The following is a 16,004-nucleotide window of genomic DNA, read 5'->3' as shown; positions in this document are numbered from 1 at the left end:
ACAACCTATTTGAGGGGGGACTCGCTTTGCGGGTATCCAATGCTACTGTACGCCGTCGCATTTTCATAATCTTGATTGTAGGAGTCGTTTTGTATTCGGCACTTGTCACCCGTTTGGGTTATGTTCAATTGATAGAAGGACCGAAACTCTCGCAGATGTCAGATGAACTTCTCAAACGAGAGATTAAATTTCAACCCAATCGTGGTCGCATTTTAGACAGAAGCGGAAATGAGCTCGTGACGAATATGACCGTGCCTACACTGGTATCGGTAGGGGCGCAAATCAAAGACCCGAAAGAAACAGCGAGACAGCTCGCCGTCATTTTGGAGCAAAAAGAAGAAGATGTATTTCGTGCCATTACGAAAAAAGCAATGAGCAACAACCAGATTCCAGGTGGAAGAAAACTGTCTGTTGAAAAGGCGAGGAAAATACAAGAATTGAATTTGCCAGGGATATACTTGGCAGGGGATACGAAGCGTTTTTACCCGAACGGAACAATGGCAGCCCATATACTTGGTTTCACAGGCATTGACAATCAAGGGTTGACAGGTCTTGAAAAAATTTATGATCCCTTCTTGAAGGGGACCGAGGGACATATCTCATTTCCTTCAGATGCCAAAGGGCGCGTACTGCCAGGTGGAACCGAAGACTACGTAGCACCCGTGAATGGGATGGACATGTATTTAACACTCGACAGTGCCATCCAATCGTTTATCGAACGCGAGCTGGATCAGGCAGTAGTCGCTTATCAGCCAGATGATGTTCTGGCGATCGCGATGAATCCAAAGACAGGGGAAATATTGGGGATGGGGAGTCGCCCGACTTTTCAACCGGATGCGTACAGGGACTATCCTTCTGAGGTGTACAATAGAAATCTCCCTATCTGGAAAACATACGAGCCTGGTTCCACATTCAAGATTGTGACACTGGCCGCTGCGTTAAACGAAGGCGTTATCAATCTGAATGAAGGCTTCTACGATCCGGGATTCATAAACGTGGCAGGGAAGCGATTGCGTTGCTGGAAGCGTCAGGGGCATGGACAGGAAACAATGCTGGAAGTGGTAGAGAATTCTTGTAACCCTGGCTTCGTGACGATGGGCCAGCGACTTCAAAAAGAACGACTTTTTGACTACATCAAAAAATTTGGCTTCGGACAAAAGACAGGGATCGATTTGATCGGCGAAGAAAACGGGCTGTTATTCAACTTGAAAAAAGTGGGACCCGTAGAGCTGGGGACGACTTCTTTCGGTCAAGGGGTTTCGGTAACGCCGATCCAACAAATGGCTGCGGTCTCAGCCGCTATCAATGGTGGCAAACTTATGAAGCCGTTTGTCGCCAAAGAATGGCGGGATAGTGTGACACACGATGTGGTAGCGAGGACTTTGCCGACAGAGGTTCGACAGGTGATTACCGAGGAGACCTCGGCCAAAGTTCGGCATGCGCTGGAAAGTGTGGTCGCGCAAGGAACGGGAAATAAGGCATTTATTGAGGGGTATCGAGTAGGAGGTAAGACGGGAACCGCGCAAAAAGTAAAAAACGGCCGTTACGTCGATGGCGAATACATCGTGTCGTTTATCGGTTTTGCGCCGGCTGATGATCCACAGCTCGTCGTATATTTCGCTGTAGATAATCCGAAAGCACTGGCGTTTGGTGGATTGATTGCTGCCCCGAGTGTAAAAAGTATCATGGAATCCTCCCTACAGCATTTGAATGTACCCAAACGAAAAGATGGCATCCCCAAGGAAATTAACAAAGCACTGGGAGAACGGGCGCCAATCGAAGTACCAAACATGGTCGGACAATCCATGAGAGACGTAGTGACAACGTATGATACTCTGCCGCTAGTCGTTTCAGGTAAAGGTCAGTACGTTATCCAGCAGTCCCCAGCACCTGGAGTAAAAATTGATGAGGGCGGAAAAATTCGCATATACCTTGGTGACAAATCGACCAATTAGCTATAAAATGAGATTTCGAAGGCGGAGGGGAGTAGGCTTGTCTACGTTCGCTCTGCCTTTGTTCATCAAGACTGCGCCTAAATGATCGGCGTAGCCAAGTACAAATGTTCAAATTTCTGTCTATACTAGTTGGAGAATGGGGTGCCTGTTTCATGTTTCTACGGGATCTGCTCATGCCTTTGTTGCCAGTAACGGTTTCGGGGGATGACAGCATGGAGATTACGGGTTTGACAGCAGACTCGCGCCAGGTAAAGCCCGGCTACTTGTTTGTCTGTCTAACTGGATATACCGTGGATGGACATACGTTTGCGGCCCAGGCGGTGAAGAATGGTGCCGTCGCCGTGTTATCCGAACAAGATCTGGACGTGCCAGCGACTATTGTCAAAGTACCGGATACCCGGCGGGCAATGGCTATGCTGGCTGATCGTATTTTCGGATCTCCCACGAAAGAAGTAAAAGTCATTGGCGTAACCGGGACAAATGGCAAGACGACCACAACGCATCTGATCGACAAAATTTTGCGCGATCAAAGCAAGCAAACAGGCTTAATCGGAACGATCCATATGAGAATTGGAGACGTTACGGAGGAAGTCAAAAATACGACTCCAGATGCCATAGATTTGCAAAGAAGCTTTCGTCGCATGTGCGATGTAAACACAGACTATGCGATTATTGAGGTTTCCTCTCATGCACTGGAGCTGGGAAGAGTCCGCGGATGCGAAATCCATACAGCGGTTTTTACCAACCTGACGCAGGATCACCTCGACTACCATAAAACGATGGAAAACTATCGCTACGCCAAATCATTATTGTTTTCCCAGCTGGGCAACGGCTATGACACAGACCGTCTAAAAACAGCTGTACTGAATGCCGATGATGAGGCGTCCGAATTATATGCCACCGTTACACCGGCGCGAGTCATTACATACGGCATCGATCAACCAGCAGATGTAAGGGCAAAACAAATCGAAATCACAAGTAAAGGAACTTCTTTTACAGTCGAAAGCTTCGCTGGCAGTGTGCGTCTGAACTTGAAGCTGATGGGAAAGTTCAATGTGTATAACGCTTTGGCAGCCATCGCGGTTACACTCGCAGAAGGTATTCCACTCGAAGAGATTAAGGCGAGCCTGGAAGAGGTAGCGGGCGTAAATGGGCGATTTGAAGCAGTAGATGCTGGTCAGCCGTTTGCGGTGCTTGTCGACTACTCCCACACACCAGACAGCTTGGAAAATGCATTGATGACTGTCAAGGAATTTGCCCGTGGCAACGTATTTTGCATTGTAGGCTGCGGAGGCGATAGGGATCGAACCAAACGCCCAATCATGGCGCAAATTGCAACGAAATATGCTGATCTGACCGTCTTAACATCAGATAATCCACGCTCGGAGGAGCCGCAGGCCATTCTCGATGACATGCTTGCTGGTTTGTCAGAAGTGGCACCTGATCGTTATACGGCACTGACAGACCGACGCGAAGCCATTGCCCATGCAGTTTCGCTTGCAAATCCGGACGATGTGATCTTGATCGCCGGAAAAGGACACGAAACGTATCAAATTATTAAAGACCAGGTGCTGCCCTTCGATGACCGTGAAGTTGCGCGCGAAGCGATTGCCCGGTACAACCAAGACTAGAACAGATGCCACACACTGCATCGAAAGAAAGGAGGCTCGGGCATGTTCGTTGACAACGTCCTAATCGTCACGATCGTCGCTGCGTTTCTCATCGCCGTACTCATTGGCCCATTGTTTATTCCCTTCCTTCGCCGCCTGAAATTTGGGCAGGCAATTCGTGAGGAAGGACCGCAATCCCATTTTAAGAAGGCTGGAACTCCCACCATGGGAGGCACCATCATTCTTTTGGCACTCATATTTACCGTGTTGAAGTTTGCCAATGCGAAAATGGAAAATTACTTCCTGTTATTGGTGACCCTCGGATACGGTTTAATCGGGTTTTTGGATGATTTCATCAAAATCAAGAAAAAACGCAACCTCGGGTTGACTGCCAAACAGAAGTTTGCTGGTCAGATTGTCTTGGCAATCGGCGCTTATATTTTGCTGCTTATGATGGGGCATGACACGTCCATCCATCTGCCAGGTACACCGTGGAAGCTCGAGCTCGGCTATTTTTACTTCCCATTCCTGTTGTTCCTCTTGGTAGGTACAACGAATGCCGTTAACATCACAGATGGATTGGATGGACTATTGGCAGGGACGGGAGCTATTGCTTTTGGTGCTTATGCGATCATCGCATGGTTTGGTCAAGATTATGACACTGCTATTTTTAGTGCGGCTGTTGTAGGTGCGGTACTTGGCTTCCTCGTCTTCAATGCGCATCCGGCACGCGTCTTCATGGGTGATACGGGTTCACTTGGACTTGGTGGAGCGCTCGCGGGAATTGCAATCATGACCAAGACGGAATTACTTTTGGCTATTATCGGTGGGGTATTCGTTGTCGAGACGCTCTCTGTTATTATGCAGGTAGTCTCCTTTAAGACACGTGGAAAGCGTATTTTCCGTATGAGTCCCCTGCATCATCATTTTGAATTAACAGGCTGGTCAGAGTGGCGCGTGGTTGTCACGTTTTGGCTCGTCGGTATGTTCTTTGCTGGATTGGGTGTATACCTTGAGGTGGTGACAATCAGATGATGCGTTTTCATAATAAGCATGTCGTCGTTATTGGTATGGCAAAGAGCGGTGTCGCAGTGGCAAAACTGCTACACCGCTTTGGTGCTCATGTCGTCGTAAATGATAAAAAGCCACGTGAAGAAGCGGTCGGGGTAGAAGAGCTGGAATCGTTGGGGATTCCGGTCATTTGTGGTTATCATCCCGATGATCTCATTCATGAAGGCGTATCCCTTGTGGTCAAAAATCCGGGGATTCCGTATGAAGCAGCACCCGTCAAGCAGGCGCAGGCACTCGGTATTCCTGTTGTGACGGAGGTGGAGCTGGCCTCCCAGATTGCCAAGGCACCGATTATCGGCATTACAGGCTCCAATGGCAAGACCACGACTACGACGCTCGTCGGACTGATTTTCAAAGAAGCGGGTCTGGATGCGAAGGTAGGAGGCAACATTGGGACCGTATTGTGCGGTCTGGCGGAGGAAGCTGGTCCCGACGAATGGCTCGTTGCTGAATTGAGTAGCTTCCAACTGATGGGGACGAGAGAGTTCCGCCCGCATATCGGTGTTTTGCTCAATCTGTATCCTGCTCATTTGGATTACCATCACACCATGGAAGAGTATTTGGCAGCCAAACTGAAAATGTTTGCTAACCAAACGGCAGATGACGCAGCTATTTTGCCATATGACCAATCAGAGATCGTAGAAAAATGCAAAGACCTCCCTGCATCCATCTACTACTTTAGCAAGAGTCAAGAGGTGCCAAAGGGAGCTTTTGTCAAGGATGGTTTGATCCTGTTTGCGGATGGGAATGGGAATACAGAGCCAATCGTTGCGATCGCGGATATTACCGTTCCTCATTTGGACAACGCACTTGCAGCGATTCTGGTTGCGAAGCTCGCAGGCGCGGACAAGCAATCGATTGTACAAGTTCTTACTACCTTCCCAGGGGTAGAGCACCGGATGGAGTTCGTGGATTTGATTCGCGGTGTCAAATACTTCAATGATTCAAAAGCGACCAACCCGGAAGCGGCATCCCGCGCTTTGCAAGCGTGCAAGGAGCCGGTCGTATGGATTTGCGGTGGGCTGGATCGTGGTGTTGATTTTCGGGAACTGCTGCCTGTGATCCAAGGTCGGGTAAAAGCAGTCATCGCTCTCGGGCAAACGGCTCCGATTTTACTGGAACGTGCGCAGGAAGCAGGGATTAATGAGCGGATCCATGTCGATACTGTGGAAAAAGCCGTTCTTGCTGCTTCCCAGTTGGCCGAATCAGGTGATGTGGTCTTACTGAGCCCTGCTTGTGCGAGTTGGGACATGTTTCCTTCGTTTGAGACAAGGGGGAGCATGTTTAAGGACGGCGTGCATAGACTTAAAACAAGCCTAGCATAACGTCCCACTGGTACCATCACGAATATGACAAAAGCGGGACGGCATGAGAAAGGATGACCTGGCACAATGAGCAAGGTACGCTCTGCCCCCGACTTCGTAATTATTTTTGCAACACTTTTTTTATTGGGAATTGGCATCGTGATGGTGTATAGCGCCAGCGCGATCGTGGCGCAAAAGCCGCCGTTTTCCGATCCGTATTTTTTCGCCAAGCGGCAACTGATCTTCGCTCTGTTAGGGATTACATCCATGTACATTACGATGAATATCGATTACTGGGTGTGGAAGCAATGGGCCAAGCCAGGGTATTTGGTAAGCATCGGTCTGTTGATTTTGGTTTTGATCATCGGGATCGAAGTAAATGGCTCGAAAAGCTGGCTTGGTTTCGGTGCTTTTGGAATTCAACCAGGGGAATTTGCGAAACTGGGCGTCGTTGCATTCCTGGCGAAGTGGCTCTCAGATAATCAGAAGCAAATTGTCTTATTCCGAAAAGGTCTTCTGCCTGCCTTGGGAATTCCCGTTCTGTGTTTTGGCTTGATCATGCTGCAACCGGATTTGGGAACCGGGACGGTTTTGATGGGAACCGCCGTCGTTATGATTTTTGCGTCAGGTGCACGGATTAGTCATTTTGTCGGTTTGGGAATGATCGGAGTTGTTGGCTTCATCGGCTTGGTTTTGTCAGCACCTTATCGAATCAAAAGGATTACGTCCTTCCTCGATCCGTGGTCTGATCCGCTCAATACGGGCTATCAAATCATCCAATCTCTTTACGCAATAGGCCCCGGAGGTTTGTTGGGTCTTGGCCTTGGACAAAGCAGACAGAAGCATCTGTACTTGCCTGAGCCTTACAATGATTTTATTTTCTCGATTGTCGCGGAGGAGCTGGGCTTTATCGGAGGCACGCTCATTCTCCTGCTATTCCTCCTCTTGTTGTGGAGGGGAATGCGAACGGCAATTACGGCTCCAGATTTGTTCGGAAGCCTGCTTGCGCTAGGGATCATTGGTATGATTGCCATCCAGGTTGTCATCAATATTGGTGTTGTGACAGGAATGTTTCCGGTGACTGGAATCACGTTGCCGTTCCTAAGCTACGGTGGTTCTTCGCTGACACTGATGCTCACTGGTGTAGGTGTCTTGTTGAACATCTCTCGTTTTTCTCGATAACAGAAACCTCAAGAGGAGTACGCAATAAGAATGTAAATCAGCCTATTGCTACTCCTTCTCAAAAAAGGGTGTGAACGTAATGCGTGTCGTCCTAACAGGCGGTGGCACAGGTGGACATATTTATCCGGCGCTTGCGGTGGCGAGGGAAGTTTCTCGTCAATATCCGCAGGCTGCCTTTTTGTATATTGGCAGTAAAAAAGGCTTGGAAGCAGGTTTGGTTCCGCGATCCAATATTCCTTTCCAATCCGTAGAAATTAGCGGATTGAAACGCAAGCTGTCGTTGGACAACTTGAAGACCTTGTGGAAATTCGTCCGGGCTGTTGGGGATGCCAAGAAAATGCTGCGCGAGTTCAAACCGGATGTCGTAATTGGTACGGGTGGCTACGTATGTGGTCCAGTCGTATATGCAGCTTCGCGCTTGGGGATTCCAACGTTGATCCATGAGCAAAACGTAGTGCCAGGCTTGACCAACAAGTTCCTTTCTCGCTCAGTTACTCGGGTGGCCGTTTCGTTCAAAGAATCACTCGCCCATTTTCCCCCGTCTAAAACGGTACTGACCGGAAATCCACGTGCAACGGAAGTTATGCACGGTAATGCCGAGGCGGGTCGTAGCTTTTTGGGTGTAGACAATAACAAAAAAATCGTGCTGATCTTTGGTGGCAGCAGGGGAGCGCGTGCAATCAATGAGGCGGTGCTTTCGGTTGTTGCGCGTTTAGGTAAATACACAGATACTCATTTTGTATATGTGACGGGCGACGTTCATTTTGAGTCGATTTCGGCACAGCTTCGTGAACGAGGAACACTTCCAAGTAACATTTCTGTTCTTCCGTTCGTCCATAATATGCCGGATGTTTTAGCAGCGACGTATGTATTGGTTGGTCGCGCAGGAGCATCTACCTTGGCAGAAATAACGGCACTAGGTGTGCCTTCGATCTTGATTCCGTCCCCGTACGTCACGAACAACCATCAAGAGAAAAATGCAAGGGGATTGGAGCGCGTAGGGGCCGCTCATGTGATCGTTGAGCGTGACCTTACCGGAGAGAGCTTGCTACTTTCCTTGGAAGATATCCTTACCAATCCAGCGAAATGGGAAGAGATGAAAAATAGTTCACTTTCCTTGGGTATGCCGCAAGCAGCGACGGAGATCGTTCGTCAATTAGAGGCGATGACACGAAAAAAATGATCAGATAGGCGATTGTCACGCCGATCTGGGCGAAAGCATAGTATGGAGCAAACACGTGAGAAGACTAGGTCCGACCTAGCAAACGTATCAGGAGGTTCACAAATGAAAAAAATCGCAGATGAGCTCATGCAAGCAGGAATCGAAAAAGTGTGGACCGATGAACCCCTTGCTAATCATACAACGTGGCGGATCGGGGGTCCTGCTGATTTGTTAATCCAACCCAAGGATAAAGCATCCTTGCAAAAGGCCTTGCAGATCATCCATCGTCATGAAATTCCTTGGAGTGTAATCGGGCGCGGTTCAAACCTTCTGGTGAGGGACAGAGGGATACGTGGAGCCGTGCTTAAAGTGGCCGAGGGCTTGAGCCACTGTGAGTTCAGGGGCGAAGAGGTGTGTGTGGGTGCCGGATATTCCATGATCCGCCTGGCGGTGGAGACAGGCAAGATGGGATTAACAGGTATGGAGTTTGCAGGAGGGATTCCTGGTACGGTAGGCGGCGCCGTCTATATGAATGCGGGGGCACACGGATCTGATCTTTCACGTATTCTTATTGATGCCGAGATCCTTTTCGAAAACGGCGAAAGTAAAGTGTTGAGTAACGAGGAACTGAGCTTTAGCTATCGGACTTCTCTTTTGCAAAAGCAAAAAGGGATCGTGCTAGAGGCCCGTTTTCAATTGAGGACGGGCGACCGCAAGGAGATTGCGGCCACACTCGCAGTCAATAAGGAACGACGGCGCAATACGCAGCCATTGCAGATGCCGTGTGCTGGCAGTGTGTTCCGAAATCCGCCTAATGACCACGCAGGTCGCCTGATTGAAGCAGCTGGGCTGAAGGGCTATCAGATCGGAGGAGCTCAGGTTTCAGAAAAACACTCCAACTTCATCGTGAATTGCGGAGGAGCAACGGCTGCCGACGTCCTCACCTTGATTAATCACGTTCGGAGCACGATTCTCGAGAAAAATGGGATTGACCTGCATCCGGAAGTCCTGGTGGTGGGCGAGGGGTAACACGGAGGTGAAAGTTTGGAGACTTTTGCGATCGAAGGCGGAAGACCTCTGTCCGGTTCGCTTCGGATCCAAGGTGCTAAGAACGCTGCTCTTCCCATTCTTGCCGCTGCTGTGCTCGCGGAAGGGCAATTCTATATCTATGACGTCCCCCATCTAAAAGACATTAAGGTCATGCTCGAAATCTTGACGTTGCTTGGGGCGAATACGAAGCATGAGGACGGATGTGTCGATCTGGATACAACGTCTGTCTGTGTCCCGCAGGTGCCGGATGATTTAATGAGCCAAATGCGATCTTCGATTTTTTTGGCGGGACCACTCCTCGCACGTCTGGGTGAGGTCACGATTTCCAGGCCAGGTGGATGTGACATTGGAGAGCGCAGGATTGACTTGCATTTGGCTGGATTGACAGCGCTAGGAGCCAAAATCGAAGAATCGGAAGGTTACATTACATTTCGGGCCAAACAATTGCGTGGGTCCAATATCTTTCTTTCCTTCCCCAGTGTGGGCGCGACGGAAAATATCATGATGGCGGCTGTGCTGGCAAAAGGCACGACCCGAATTTGTAATGCAGCACGTGAGCCGGAAATCATCGACCTCCAGAATTTCCTGAATGCAATGGGAGCAAGGATCAGAGGGGCGGGCACCGATACGATTGAGATCAGTGGTGTACCTCGTTTGCGTTCCGTCAGTTACCGGATCATACCGGACAGGATTGTGACAGGAACTTATCTGCTGGCTGTCGGTATTTCACAGGGACATATCGAATTGACCAATACACTGCCTGAGCAATTGATGGCATTGATTGAGGTCGCCCGTAGCTGCGGTGTTGAAATCAAGACCCGCCATGATATAATGGAGATCAAAAGCACCTCCCGTCCACGTGCCTACGACCGGATCATCACCTCGCCATATCCCGGGTTTCCGACCGATTTGCAGGCGCAGCTGATGGTGTTTCTGTCACAGGCTAGGGGAACGAGTGTCATTAAAGAGACCATTTTTGAAGGAAGATTCAAACATGTGAATGAATTGGCGCGAATGGGCGCCTCTATATACGTTGATCTTGGCTCCGCAATTATTCGGGGTGTCAATAAATTGACCGCTACGAATGTCGAAGCTACTGATCTTCGAGCAGGTGCTGCCTTAGTCCTCGCAGGGCTTGCTGCAGAAGGTATTACCACGGTGAACCAGATCCATCATATTGATCGTGGATACGATCGGCTGGAAGAGCAGTTGCGTCAATTAGGAGCCGATATATCACGAGTATCGATGTAACCGAGGGAGAGTGGGCGGCATAATGTTATGCCGCTTTCCCTGTTTTGTTAAATGACATTTATTCGAAGGACATCCAGTAATTTACTTTGCTCTGGGCAATGAGCCTAAAAAACAAGAGGAAGGGTACGGCCATGGCGGTATATGAGGAACGCATTCCGCAAGTCAAGCAACAACGCCCCAGAAGAAGGGGCAACCGCAAACTGGTCTTTCTGCTGGTATTGTTTTTTCTTACCATTCTCATCATCGTTTTTATCCGTTCCCCTTACAGTAAGGTGCAAGAGATTCGAGTGACTGGTAATGATATTTATACGACAGAGCAAGTCATTACAGAATCTGGCCTAATGAAGGACATGCAGTTTCTAAACGTATGGGAGAACAGTGTGCGAAATAACTTGAAACCATTAGAGGCCATTAAAGATGTGACGGTGAGCCGCTCTTTCCCCGGGTTGATCACGCTACATATAACCGAACAAAAGCGCGTCGCTTTTTGGAGTGGGCAGGACGGAAGCCGCTATGCCTTACTGGACAATGGCTATGTGCTCAAACAGGTTAATTTCGCTAAGCGCGTAGTGGACAGGCCATTGATTAGCTCGTGGGCCTCACCGGAGCTCCTTCCCCATCTCGCCAAGTCGCTATCGAAATTATCGCCAAATGTACTCGCGGAGATTTCAGATATTACATTGACGCCGACGGTTTACGACAAGCAACGCATAACGCTGTACATGCGCGACGGGAATGAAGTAAGAAGCGTCATCTACAAGCTGGACAAGATGATGAACTGGTACCCGGCGATCATGAAACAATTGCCGCCAGATACAAAAGGGGTGCTCTCTTTGTTTGAGCAACCGTGGTTTATTCCGTACGGGGCTCAAGGGGCTATTCCTATACAGGAAGGGCAAGAGCAGCCACAGCAGCCACAGCAGTAAATGAAAAAGGGGAAAGTAGACATGAGTCGTCGCCGCAAATTTCATTTGTATTTAACCATCGTGACGTTATCTACCGGCTTTCTAGTGGCCACTTCCTTCGAAACGAACAAGCTTACCCGCAAAGAACGGATGAATGATCAGCTGTTCCAACAGGAAACGCAATTGAATGACCGGATTTTGGCTGAAAAGGAGCAAAATCGGCATCTGGAAAATCAACTGCTCGATTTGCAACGTCAGGTGGGAAAAGTGGAAGAGGCGATGGCGGAGCGCAAATCGGAGGCTGCTGATACACTCAGTCAACTGGATGCAGCGCGGATGCTAGCAGGGGTAGTCGCTGTCGAAGGGCCAGGTATTGTCATAACGATGCAGGATAGCCAGAATGCAGCGAACAGCGCAGACATCGCAAACTACATTGTGCATGAGCAGGACGTACGCCTGGTCGTAAATGAACTGCGTGCAGCAGGAGCAGAGGCCATCAGTATTAACGGGCAGCGTGTGGTAAGCAATTCCGAGATTCGTTGCATTGGACCAACGATCATCGTAAATGGCATCAAATCGGCCGCTCCATTCGTGGTAACAGCGATAGGGAATCCCGACACACTAGACAGTGCTTTGAATTTGCCGGGAGGTGTTTTACACTCCTTGCAAGATTTTGTACAAATAAGCATAGCCAAAAAAGAGCGGGTCGAATTACCTGCCTTTGTTGGTGACGCGAAAACGAAACACTCCTAAATAAAAGGATGCGTTTACCTATGTTACAAAAAAGCCGTAAAATCACATTTATTCTTGCCATCATTAGTGCTATCATAGGTGTGATGTTGACTGTGCAATTACGAAGCAGTCTTCATCCTATTCATAAAGAGTCTCGCAGCATCGCGGAACTTCGGACCACGTTGCAAAAAGAACTGGAGAAACACAAAAACCTGCTCGCAGACATTTCAAAGTATAATCAGCTGTACTACCAATACGAAACCTCACTCAGTGAAGATGAAAGTATCTCTGTTATGAAAGAGGAGTTGGCACGGACTCGGCGAATGGCTGGAATGGTAGGGATGGAGGGAGAAGGCATCGTTATTGATGTTGTCGATGCCCATACACCTGCAGAGCCAGTTGGGGATGGACATATGCCTGTGCCTGTTGTAGGAGACTATACGATTGACGATGAAGATTTGCGCTGGTTGGTAAATATCCTGTTTGCAAACGGAGCACAAGCTGTTTCTATTAATGGCCATCGACTGATTGCTACCACTGCGATCCGCAATGTGGGAGACGTCATCCAAATCGATACCAGGACGATCAGGGCTCCGTATGAGATAAAAGCATTGGGGGAACCTGAAGTATTGTTGTCCGCATTGAAGTTGGAGGGCGTAGAAGAAAACTTCCAGCTGGCGAATAAAAAGGTGCTGGCAGAAAAACGGGACAAGCTGATGATTTCAGCGAATAACGAAACACGTGTCATTCAATTTATGAAACCTGTGAAACAAAAAGGAGATTCGTAACCATGTGGCTCCCGCTTATCGGACTGATTGTCGGTCTTGTTGTCGGCTTCCTGCTGGATTGGCGAGTGCCCCAGGAGTATAGCAGCTATCTATCAATAGCCCTCTTGGCTGGATTGGATACGATCTTTGGGGGGATTCGTTCGTTTTTAGAGCGTACTTTTAACGTTCGTATTTTCATGTCTGGATTCTTTTTCAACACACTTTTTGCAGCAGGCTTGGCCTTCATTGGAGGGTACTTGGGGATTGATCTGTATTTGGCTGCGATCGTGGCTTTCGGGGTCCGTTTGTTCAACAATCTAGCTGTCATTAGGAGAATTGTTCTATCCAAATGGATCAATCAGCAAGAATAACGCGAAGAAAAATGGGAAGATGGTCATTTTTTTGCAAAAAATCAATAAGAAAAAAAGGGAATGGTTGTCCTGTGTGGAATAATTTATGCAGGTGTTCTCACTTGAGCAAGAAAAAAGACGTAGCAGGGGAGGTGTCACAGGTTTGGTAAGCAATGAACTCATAGTCAGCCTAGACATTGGAACATCCAAAGTACGCGTCATGATCGGCGAGATCAACAACGGTTCCATCAACATCATCGGCGTCGGACAATCACACTCAGAAGGAATCAAGAAGGGCGTGATTGTAGACATCGACCAAACCGTGCATGCCATCCGGGAAGCGGTTGATCATGCGGAACGCATGGTTGGCGTTTCAATCGAAGAAGTGTATGTGGGGATCACTGGAAACCATATCGATCTGCATGAAACCCAAGGGGTTGTCGCTGTATCCAGCGAAGACCGTGAGATACGAGAAGAAGATATTCAACGCGTAATTCAGGCAGCGAAGGTCGTGGCTATTCCTCCAGACCGTGAAATCATCGAGGTAGTCCCAAAGGAGTATATCGTTGATGGACAAGGGAGCATTAAGGACCCACGTGGGATGATTGGTGTCCGACTGGAAATGGAAGGGACCATTGTGACCGGGTTGAAAACGGTCGTACATAACATCGTTCGCTGTGCTCAACGAACCAATCTGCGTGTAGCTGGAATATTCTTGCAGCCGCTTGCGGCTAGCACTGTTGCTCTATCCAAAGATGACAAAAATATGGGTGTCGTTCTTGTCGACATCGGTGCGGGTTCTACCACGATCGGTGTATTCGAGCAAGGGAAACTGGCAGCGACCACCGTGATCGGCATCGGTGGCGACCACATTACGAGCGATATTTCACTCGGACTGCGAACGCATACAGATGTGGCAGATCGTGTGAAAACCAAAAACGGCTGTGCCCTTATTGACGAAGCATCCGAAGATGTGAAGTTCAAGGTGAACCGGATTGGCAGTGAAGTCGAAAAGCAATTTACGCAAGTGGATTTGGCCAATATTATCGAGCCGCGCGCTGCGGAAATATTCCAATTAGTCGAGGATGCTGTATACAAATTGGGCTATCGCGACGAAATTGCAGGTGGCTATGTTCTTACGGGTGGTACCGTAGCTATGCCGGGCATGTTGGAATTGGCAAAAGAAGAATTGGACGCACCTGTTCGAATTGCGATTCCTGATTACATCGGAGTGCGAGATCCTGCCTACACCACCGGGGTAGGTTTGATTCAATATGCCTTGCAGTTGATGGAGCGCCGCAGCATTCGCGTCACCCCCTCATTCAAGGGCACTCAGAAGCAAACCGTCTCGTCTAAGCCAAAAGAAGGCGGCGGTTTGATGGAAAAAGTAAAAAACTGGTTTAGCGAATTTATTTAATCGAGTTCGCTTTATCGAGCTTAAACTACAAGGACGAAGTGACAGGCTTCTGTAGCCACGAAGTTTTTCTTATGTTGAATTGGGGAGGACTAGCATTATGCTGGAATTTGATATGGATATGGAATCCTTTGCACGAATTAAGGTCATTGGTTGCGGAGGCGGCGGTAGTAACGCAGTAAACCGCATGATCGCAGGCGGATTGAAAGGTGTAGAGTTCATCACCTTGAATACAGATGCGCAAGCACTTCAGCTCTCTAGTGCAGATATCAAGCTGCAAATCGGGGAAAAGCTAACACGTGGACTTGGCGCAGGTGCGAACCCTGAGATCGGTAAAAAAGCGGCGGAAGAAAGCCGCGATCTGATTGAGAACGCTCTACGTGGAGCAGACATGGTATTCGTAACAGCCGGTATGGGTGGAGGTACGGGTACAGGTGCTGCACCTGTTGTTGCAGAGATCGCAAAGGAAATGGGCGCTCTTACCGTTGGGGTAGTAACCCGTCCATTCTCCTTCGAGGGTCGCAGACGTTCCCAGCACGGTGAGATCGGTATCGCTGCTCTGAAAGAAAAAGTAGATACACTGATCGTGATTCCTAACGACCGCCTGTTGGAAATCGTTGACAAAAATACGCCAATGCTCGAAGCGTTCCGCGAAGTTGACAACGTACTGCGACAAGGGGTTCAAGGTATTTCCGACCTGATTGCTGTACCTGGACTGATCAACCTGGACTTTGCTGACGTGAAGACGATCATGACTGAGCGCGGTTCTGCTCTCATGGGAATCGGTGTAAGCAGCGGCGAAAATCGTGCGGCTGAAGCAGCTCGCCGTGCCATTTCCAGCCCACTGCTTGAGACTTCGATTGATGGTGCACGCGGTGTTCTCATGAACATCACTGGCGGTACCAACCTGAGCTTGTACGAAGTAAACGAAGCAGCCGACATCGTATCTTCTGCATCCGACCCAGATGTTAACATGATTTTCGGTGCTGTGATTAACGAGGATCTGAAAAATGAATTGGTAGTGACCGTAATTGCTACAGGCTTCGAGCATAGTCAACGCGCGGCGGAAGCTCCTCGCCGTCAGCAACAGCCGATCAATACGCCTGGCAATCGTCCGACACCAGTTTCCAATACGAATAACAGCCGTGCGAAGGAAGAAGAGGAAGACAAGTCCTTCTTCTCCATGGGCAACCTGGATAATCTGGATATTCCAGCATTCCTACGCAATCGCCGCCGTAACAAAAACTAAAG

Annotated in this window: 14 protein-coding genes; all 14 read left to right on the top strand. The window is 48.9% G+C overall.

Features of this window, described 5'->3' with window-relative positions:
• Positions 1–26: 26 nt before the first annotated feature.
• Positions 27–1,955: a stage V sporulation protein D gene (locus tag ODZ53_RS02470; protein ID WP_087348028.1), complete on the top strand. Its 1,929-nt coding sequence runs from the start codon at positions 27–29 to the stop codon at positions 1,953–1,955.
• Between the two features lie 152 nt (positions 1,956–2,107).
• Positions 2,108–3,586, top strand: a complete 1,479-nt coding sequence (locus ODZ53_RS02465) for a UDP-N-acetylmuramoyl-L-alanyl-D-glutamate--2,6-diaminopimelate ligase (RefSeq protein WP_372675792.1) — start codon at positions 2,108–2,110, stop codon at positions 3,584–3,586.
• Positions 3,587–3,628: 42 nt separating this feature from the next.
• A complete protein-coding gene (mraY, locus tag ODZ53_RS02460) occupies positions 3,629–4,600 on the top strand; it encodes a phospho-N-acetylmuramoyl-pentapeptide-transferase (RefSeq protein ID WP_372675791.1) in 972 nt (323 codons plus the stop codon).
• Entirely contained in the window at positions 4,597–5,961 is a 1,365-nt protein-coding gene (murD, locus tag ODZ53_RS02455) for a UDP-N-acetylmuramoyl-L-alanine--D-glutamate ligase (protein WP_372675790.1), read from the top strand. The genes mraY and murD overlap by 4 nt, the downstream gene beginning before the upstream one ends.
• A 66-nt stretch (positions 5,962–6,027) precedes the next feature.
• Complete coding sequence (gene spoVE / locus ODZ53_RS02450) at positions 6,028–7,122, top strand: stage V sporulation protein E (RefSeq protein WP_015892097.1); 1,095 nt, start codon at positions 6,028–6,030, stop codon at positions 7,120–7,122.
• Positions 7,123–7,201: 79 nt separating this feature from the next.
• The gene (gene murG / locus ODZ53_RS02445) at positions 7,202–8,305 is read left to right on the top strand and encodes an undecaprenyldiphospho-muramoylpentapeptide beta-N-acetylglucosaminyltransferase (RefSeq protein WP_372675789.1); all 1,104 of its coding nucleotides are present in this window, start codon (positions 7,202–7,204) and stop codon (positions 8,303–8,305) included.
• Between the two features lie 102 nt (positions 8,306–8,407).
• A complete protein-coding gene (gene murB, locus ODZ53_RS02440) occupies positions 8,408–9,313 on the top strand; it encodes a UDP-N-acetylmuramate dehydrogenase (RefSeq protein ID WP_016740728.1) in 906 nt (301 codons plus the stop codon).
• A 15-nt stretch (positions 9,314–9,328) separates the two neighbouring features.
• Entirely contained in the window at positions 9,329–10,585 is a 1,257-nt protein-coding gene (gene murA, locus ODZ53_RS02435) for a UDP-N-acetylglucosamine 1-carboxyvinyltransferase (protein WP_015892094.1), read from the top strand.
• A 131-nt stretch (positions 10,586–10,716) separates the two neighbouring features.
• On the top strand, positions 10,717–11,511 hold the full coding sequence (locus tag ODZ53_RS02430; RefSeq protein ID WP_015892093.1) for a cell division protein FtsQ/DivIB: 795 nt from the start codon (positions 10,717–10,719) through the stop codon (positions 11,509–11,511).
• Between the two features lie 21 nt (positions 11,512–11,532).
• Positions 11,533–12,243 (top strand): DUF881 domain-containing protein, encoded by a 711-nt coding sequence (locus ODZ53_RS02425; protein WP_016740730.1) that lies wholly within the window; start codon positions 11,533–11,535, stop codon positions 12,241–12,243.
• Positions 12,244–12,263: 20 nt separating this feature from the next.
• Positions 12,264–13,010, top strand: a complete 747-nt coding sequence (locus tag ODZ53_RS02420; protein ID WP_064200548.1) for a DUF881 domain-containing protein — start codon at positions 12,264–12,266, stop codon at positions 13,008–13,010.
• 2 nt (positions 13,011–13,012) lie between these two features.
• Positions 13,013–13,360: a small basic family protein gene (locus tag ODZ53_RS02415; RefSeq protein WP_015892090.1), complete on the top strand. Its 348-nt coding sequence runs from the start codon at positions 13,013–13,015 to the stop codon at positions 13,358–13,360.
• 142 nt (positions 13,361–13,502) lie between these two features.
• A complete protein-coding gene (gene ftsA, locus ODZ53_RS02410; RefSeq protein ID WP_015892089.1) occupies positions 13,503–14,756 on the top strand; it encodes a cell division protein FtsA in 1,254 nt (417 codons plus the stop codon).
• Between the two features lie 97 nt (positions 14,757–14,853).
• Positions 14,854–16,002, top strand: a complete 1,149-nt coding sequence (gene ftsZ, locus ODZ53_RS02405; protein WP_064200549.1) for a cell division protein FtsZ — start codon at positions 14,854–14,856, stop codon at positions 16,000–16,002.
• Positions 16,003–16,004 lie beyond the last annotated feature (2 nt).

It is taken from the genome of Brevibacillus sp. BD137 (assembly GCF_041644655.1).
GTDB classification, from domain to species: domain Bacteria; phylum Bacillota; class Bacilli; order Brevibacillales; family Brevibacillaceae; genus Brevibacillus; species Brevibacillus brevis_D.
The sequence above is the reverse complement of the archived record's forward strand: the minus strand, read 5'-3'. Positions and strand labels throughout refer to the sequence as shown.

What these genes read in the sequence shown, in the direction of transcription:
- ODZ53_RS02465 (WP_372675792.1), top strand. Translation starts at nt 2,108, where the DNA reads ATGTTTCTACGGGATCTGCTCATGCCTTTGTTGCCAGTAACGGTTTCG.
- mraY (WP_372675791.1), top strand. Translation starts at nt 3,629, where the DNA reads ATGTTCGTTGACAACGTCCTAATCGTCACGATCGTCGCTGCGTTTCTC.
- murD (WP_372675790.1), top strand. Translation starts at nt 4,597, where the DNA reads ATGATGCGTTTTCATAATAAGCATGTCGTCGTTATTGGTATGGCAAAG.
- spoVE (WP_015892097.1), top strand. Translation starts at nt 6,028, where the DNA reads ATGAGCAAGGTACGCTCTGCCCCCGACTTCGTAATTATTTTTGCAACA.
- murG (WP_372675789.1), top strand. Translation starts at nt 7,202, where the DNA reads ATGCGTGTCGTCCTAACAGGCGGTGGCACAGGTGGACATATTTATCCG.
- murB (WP_016740728.1), top strand. Translation starts at nt 8,408, where the DNA reads ATGAAAAAAATCGCAGATGAGCTCATGCAAGCAGGAATCGAAAAAGTG.
- ODZ53_RS02430 (WP_015892093.1), top strand. Translation starts at nt 10,717, where the DNA reads ATGGCGGTATATGAGGAACGCATTCCGCAAGTCAAGCAACAACGCCCC.
- ODZ53_RS02425 (WP_016740730.1), top strand. Translation starts at nt 11,533, where the DNA reads ATGAGTCGTCGCCGCAAATTTCATTTGTATTTAACCATCGTGACGTTA.
- ODZ53_RS02420 (WP_064200548.1), top strand. Translation starts at nt 12,264, where the DNA reads ATGTTACAAAAAAGCCGTAAAATCACATTTATTCTTGCCATCATTAGT.
- ODZ53_RS02415 (WP_015892090.1), top strand. Translation starts at nt 13,013, where the DNA reads ATGTGGCTCCCGCTTATCGGACTGATTGTCGGTCTTGTTGTCGGCTTC.
- ftsZ (WP_064200549.1), top strand. Translation starts at nt 14,854, where the DNA reads ATGCTGGAATTTGATATGGATATGGAATCCTTTGCACGAATTAAGGTC.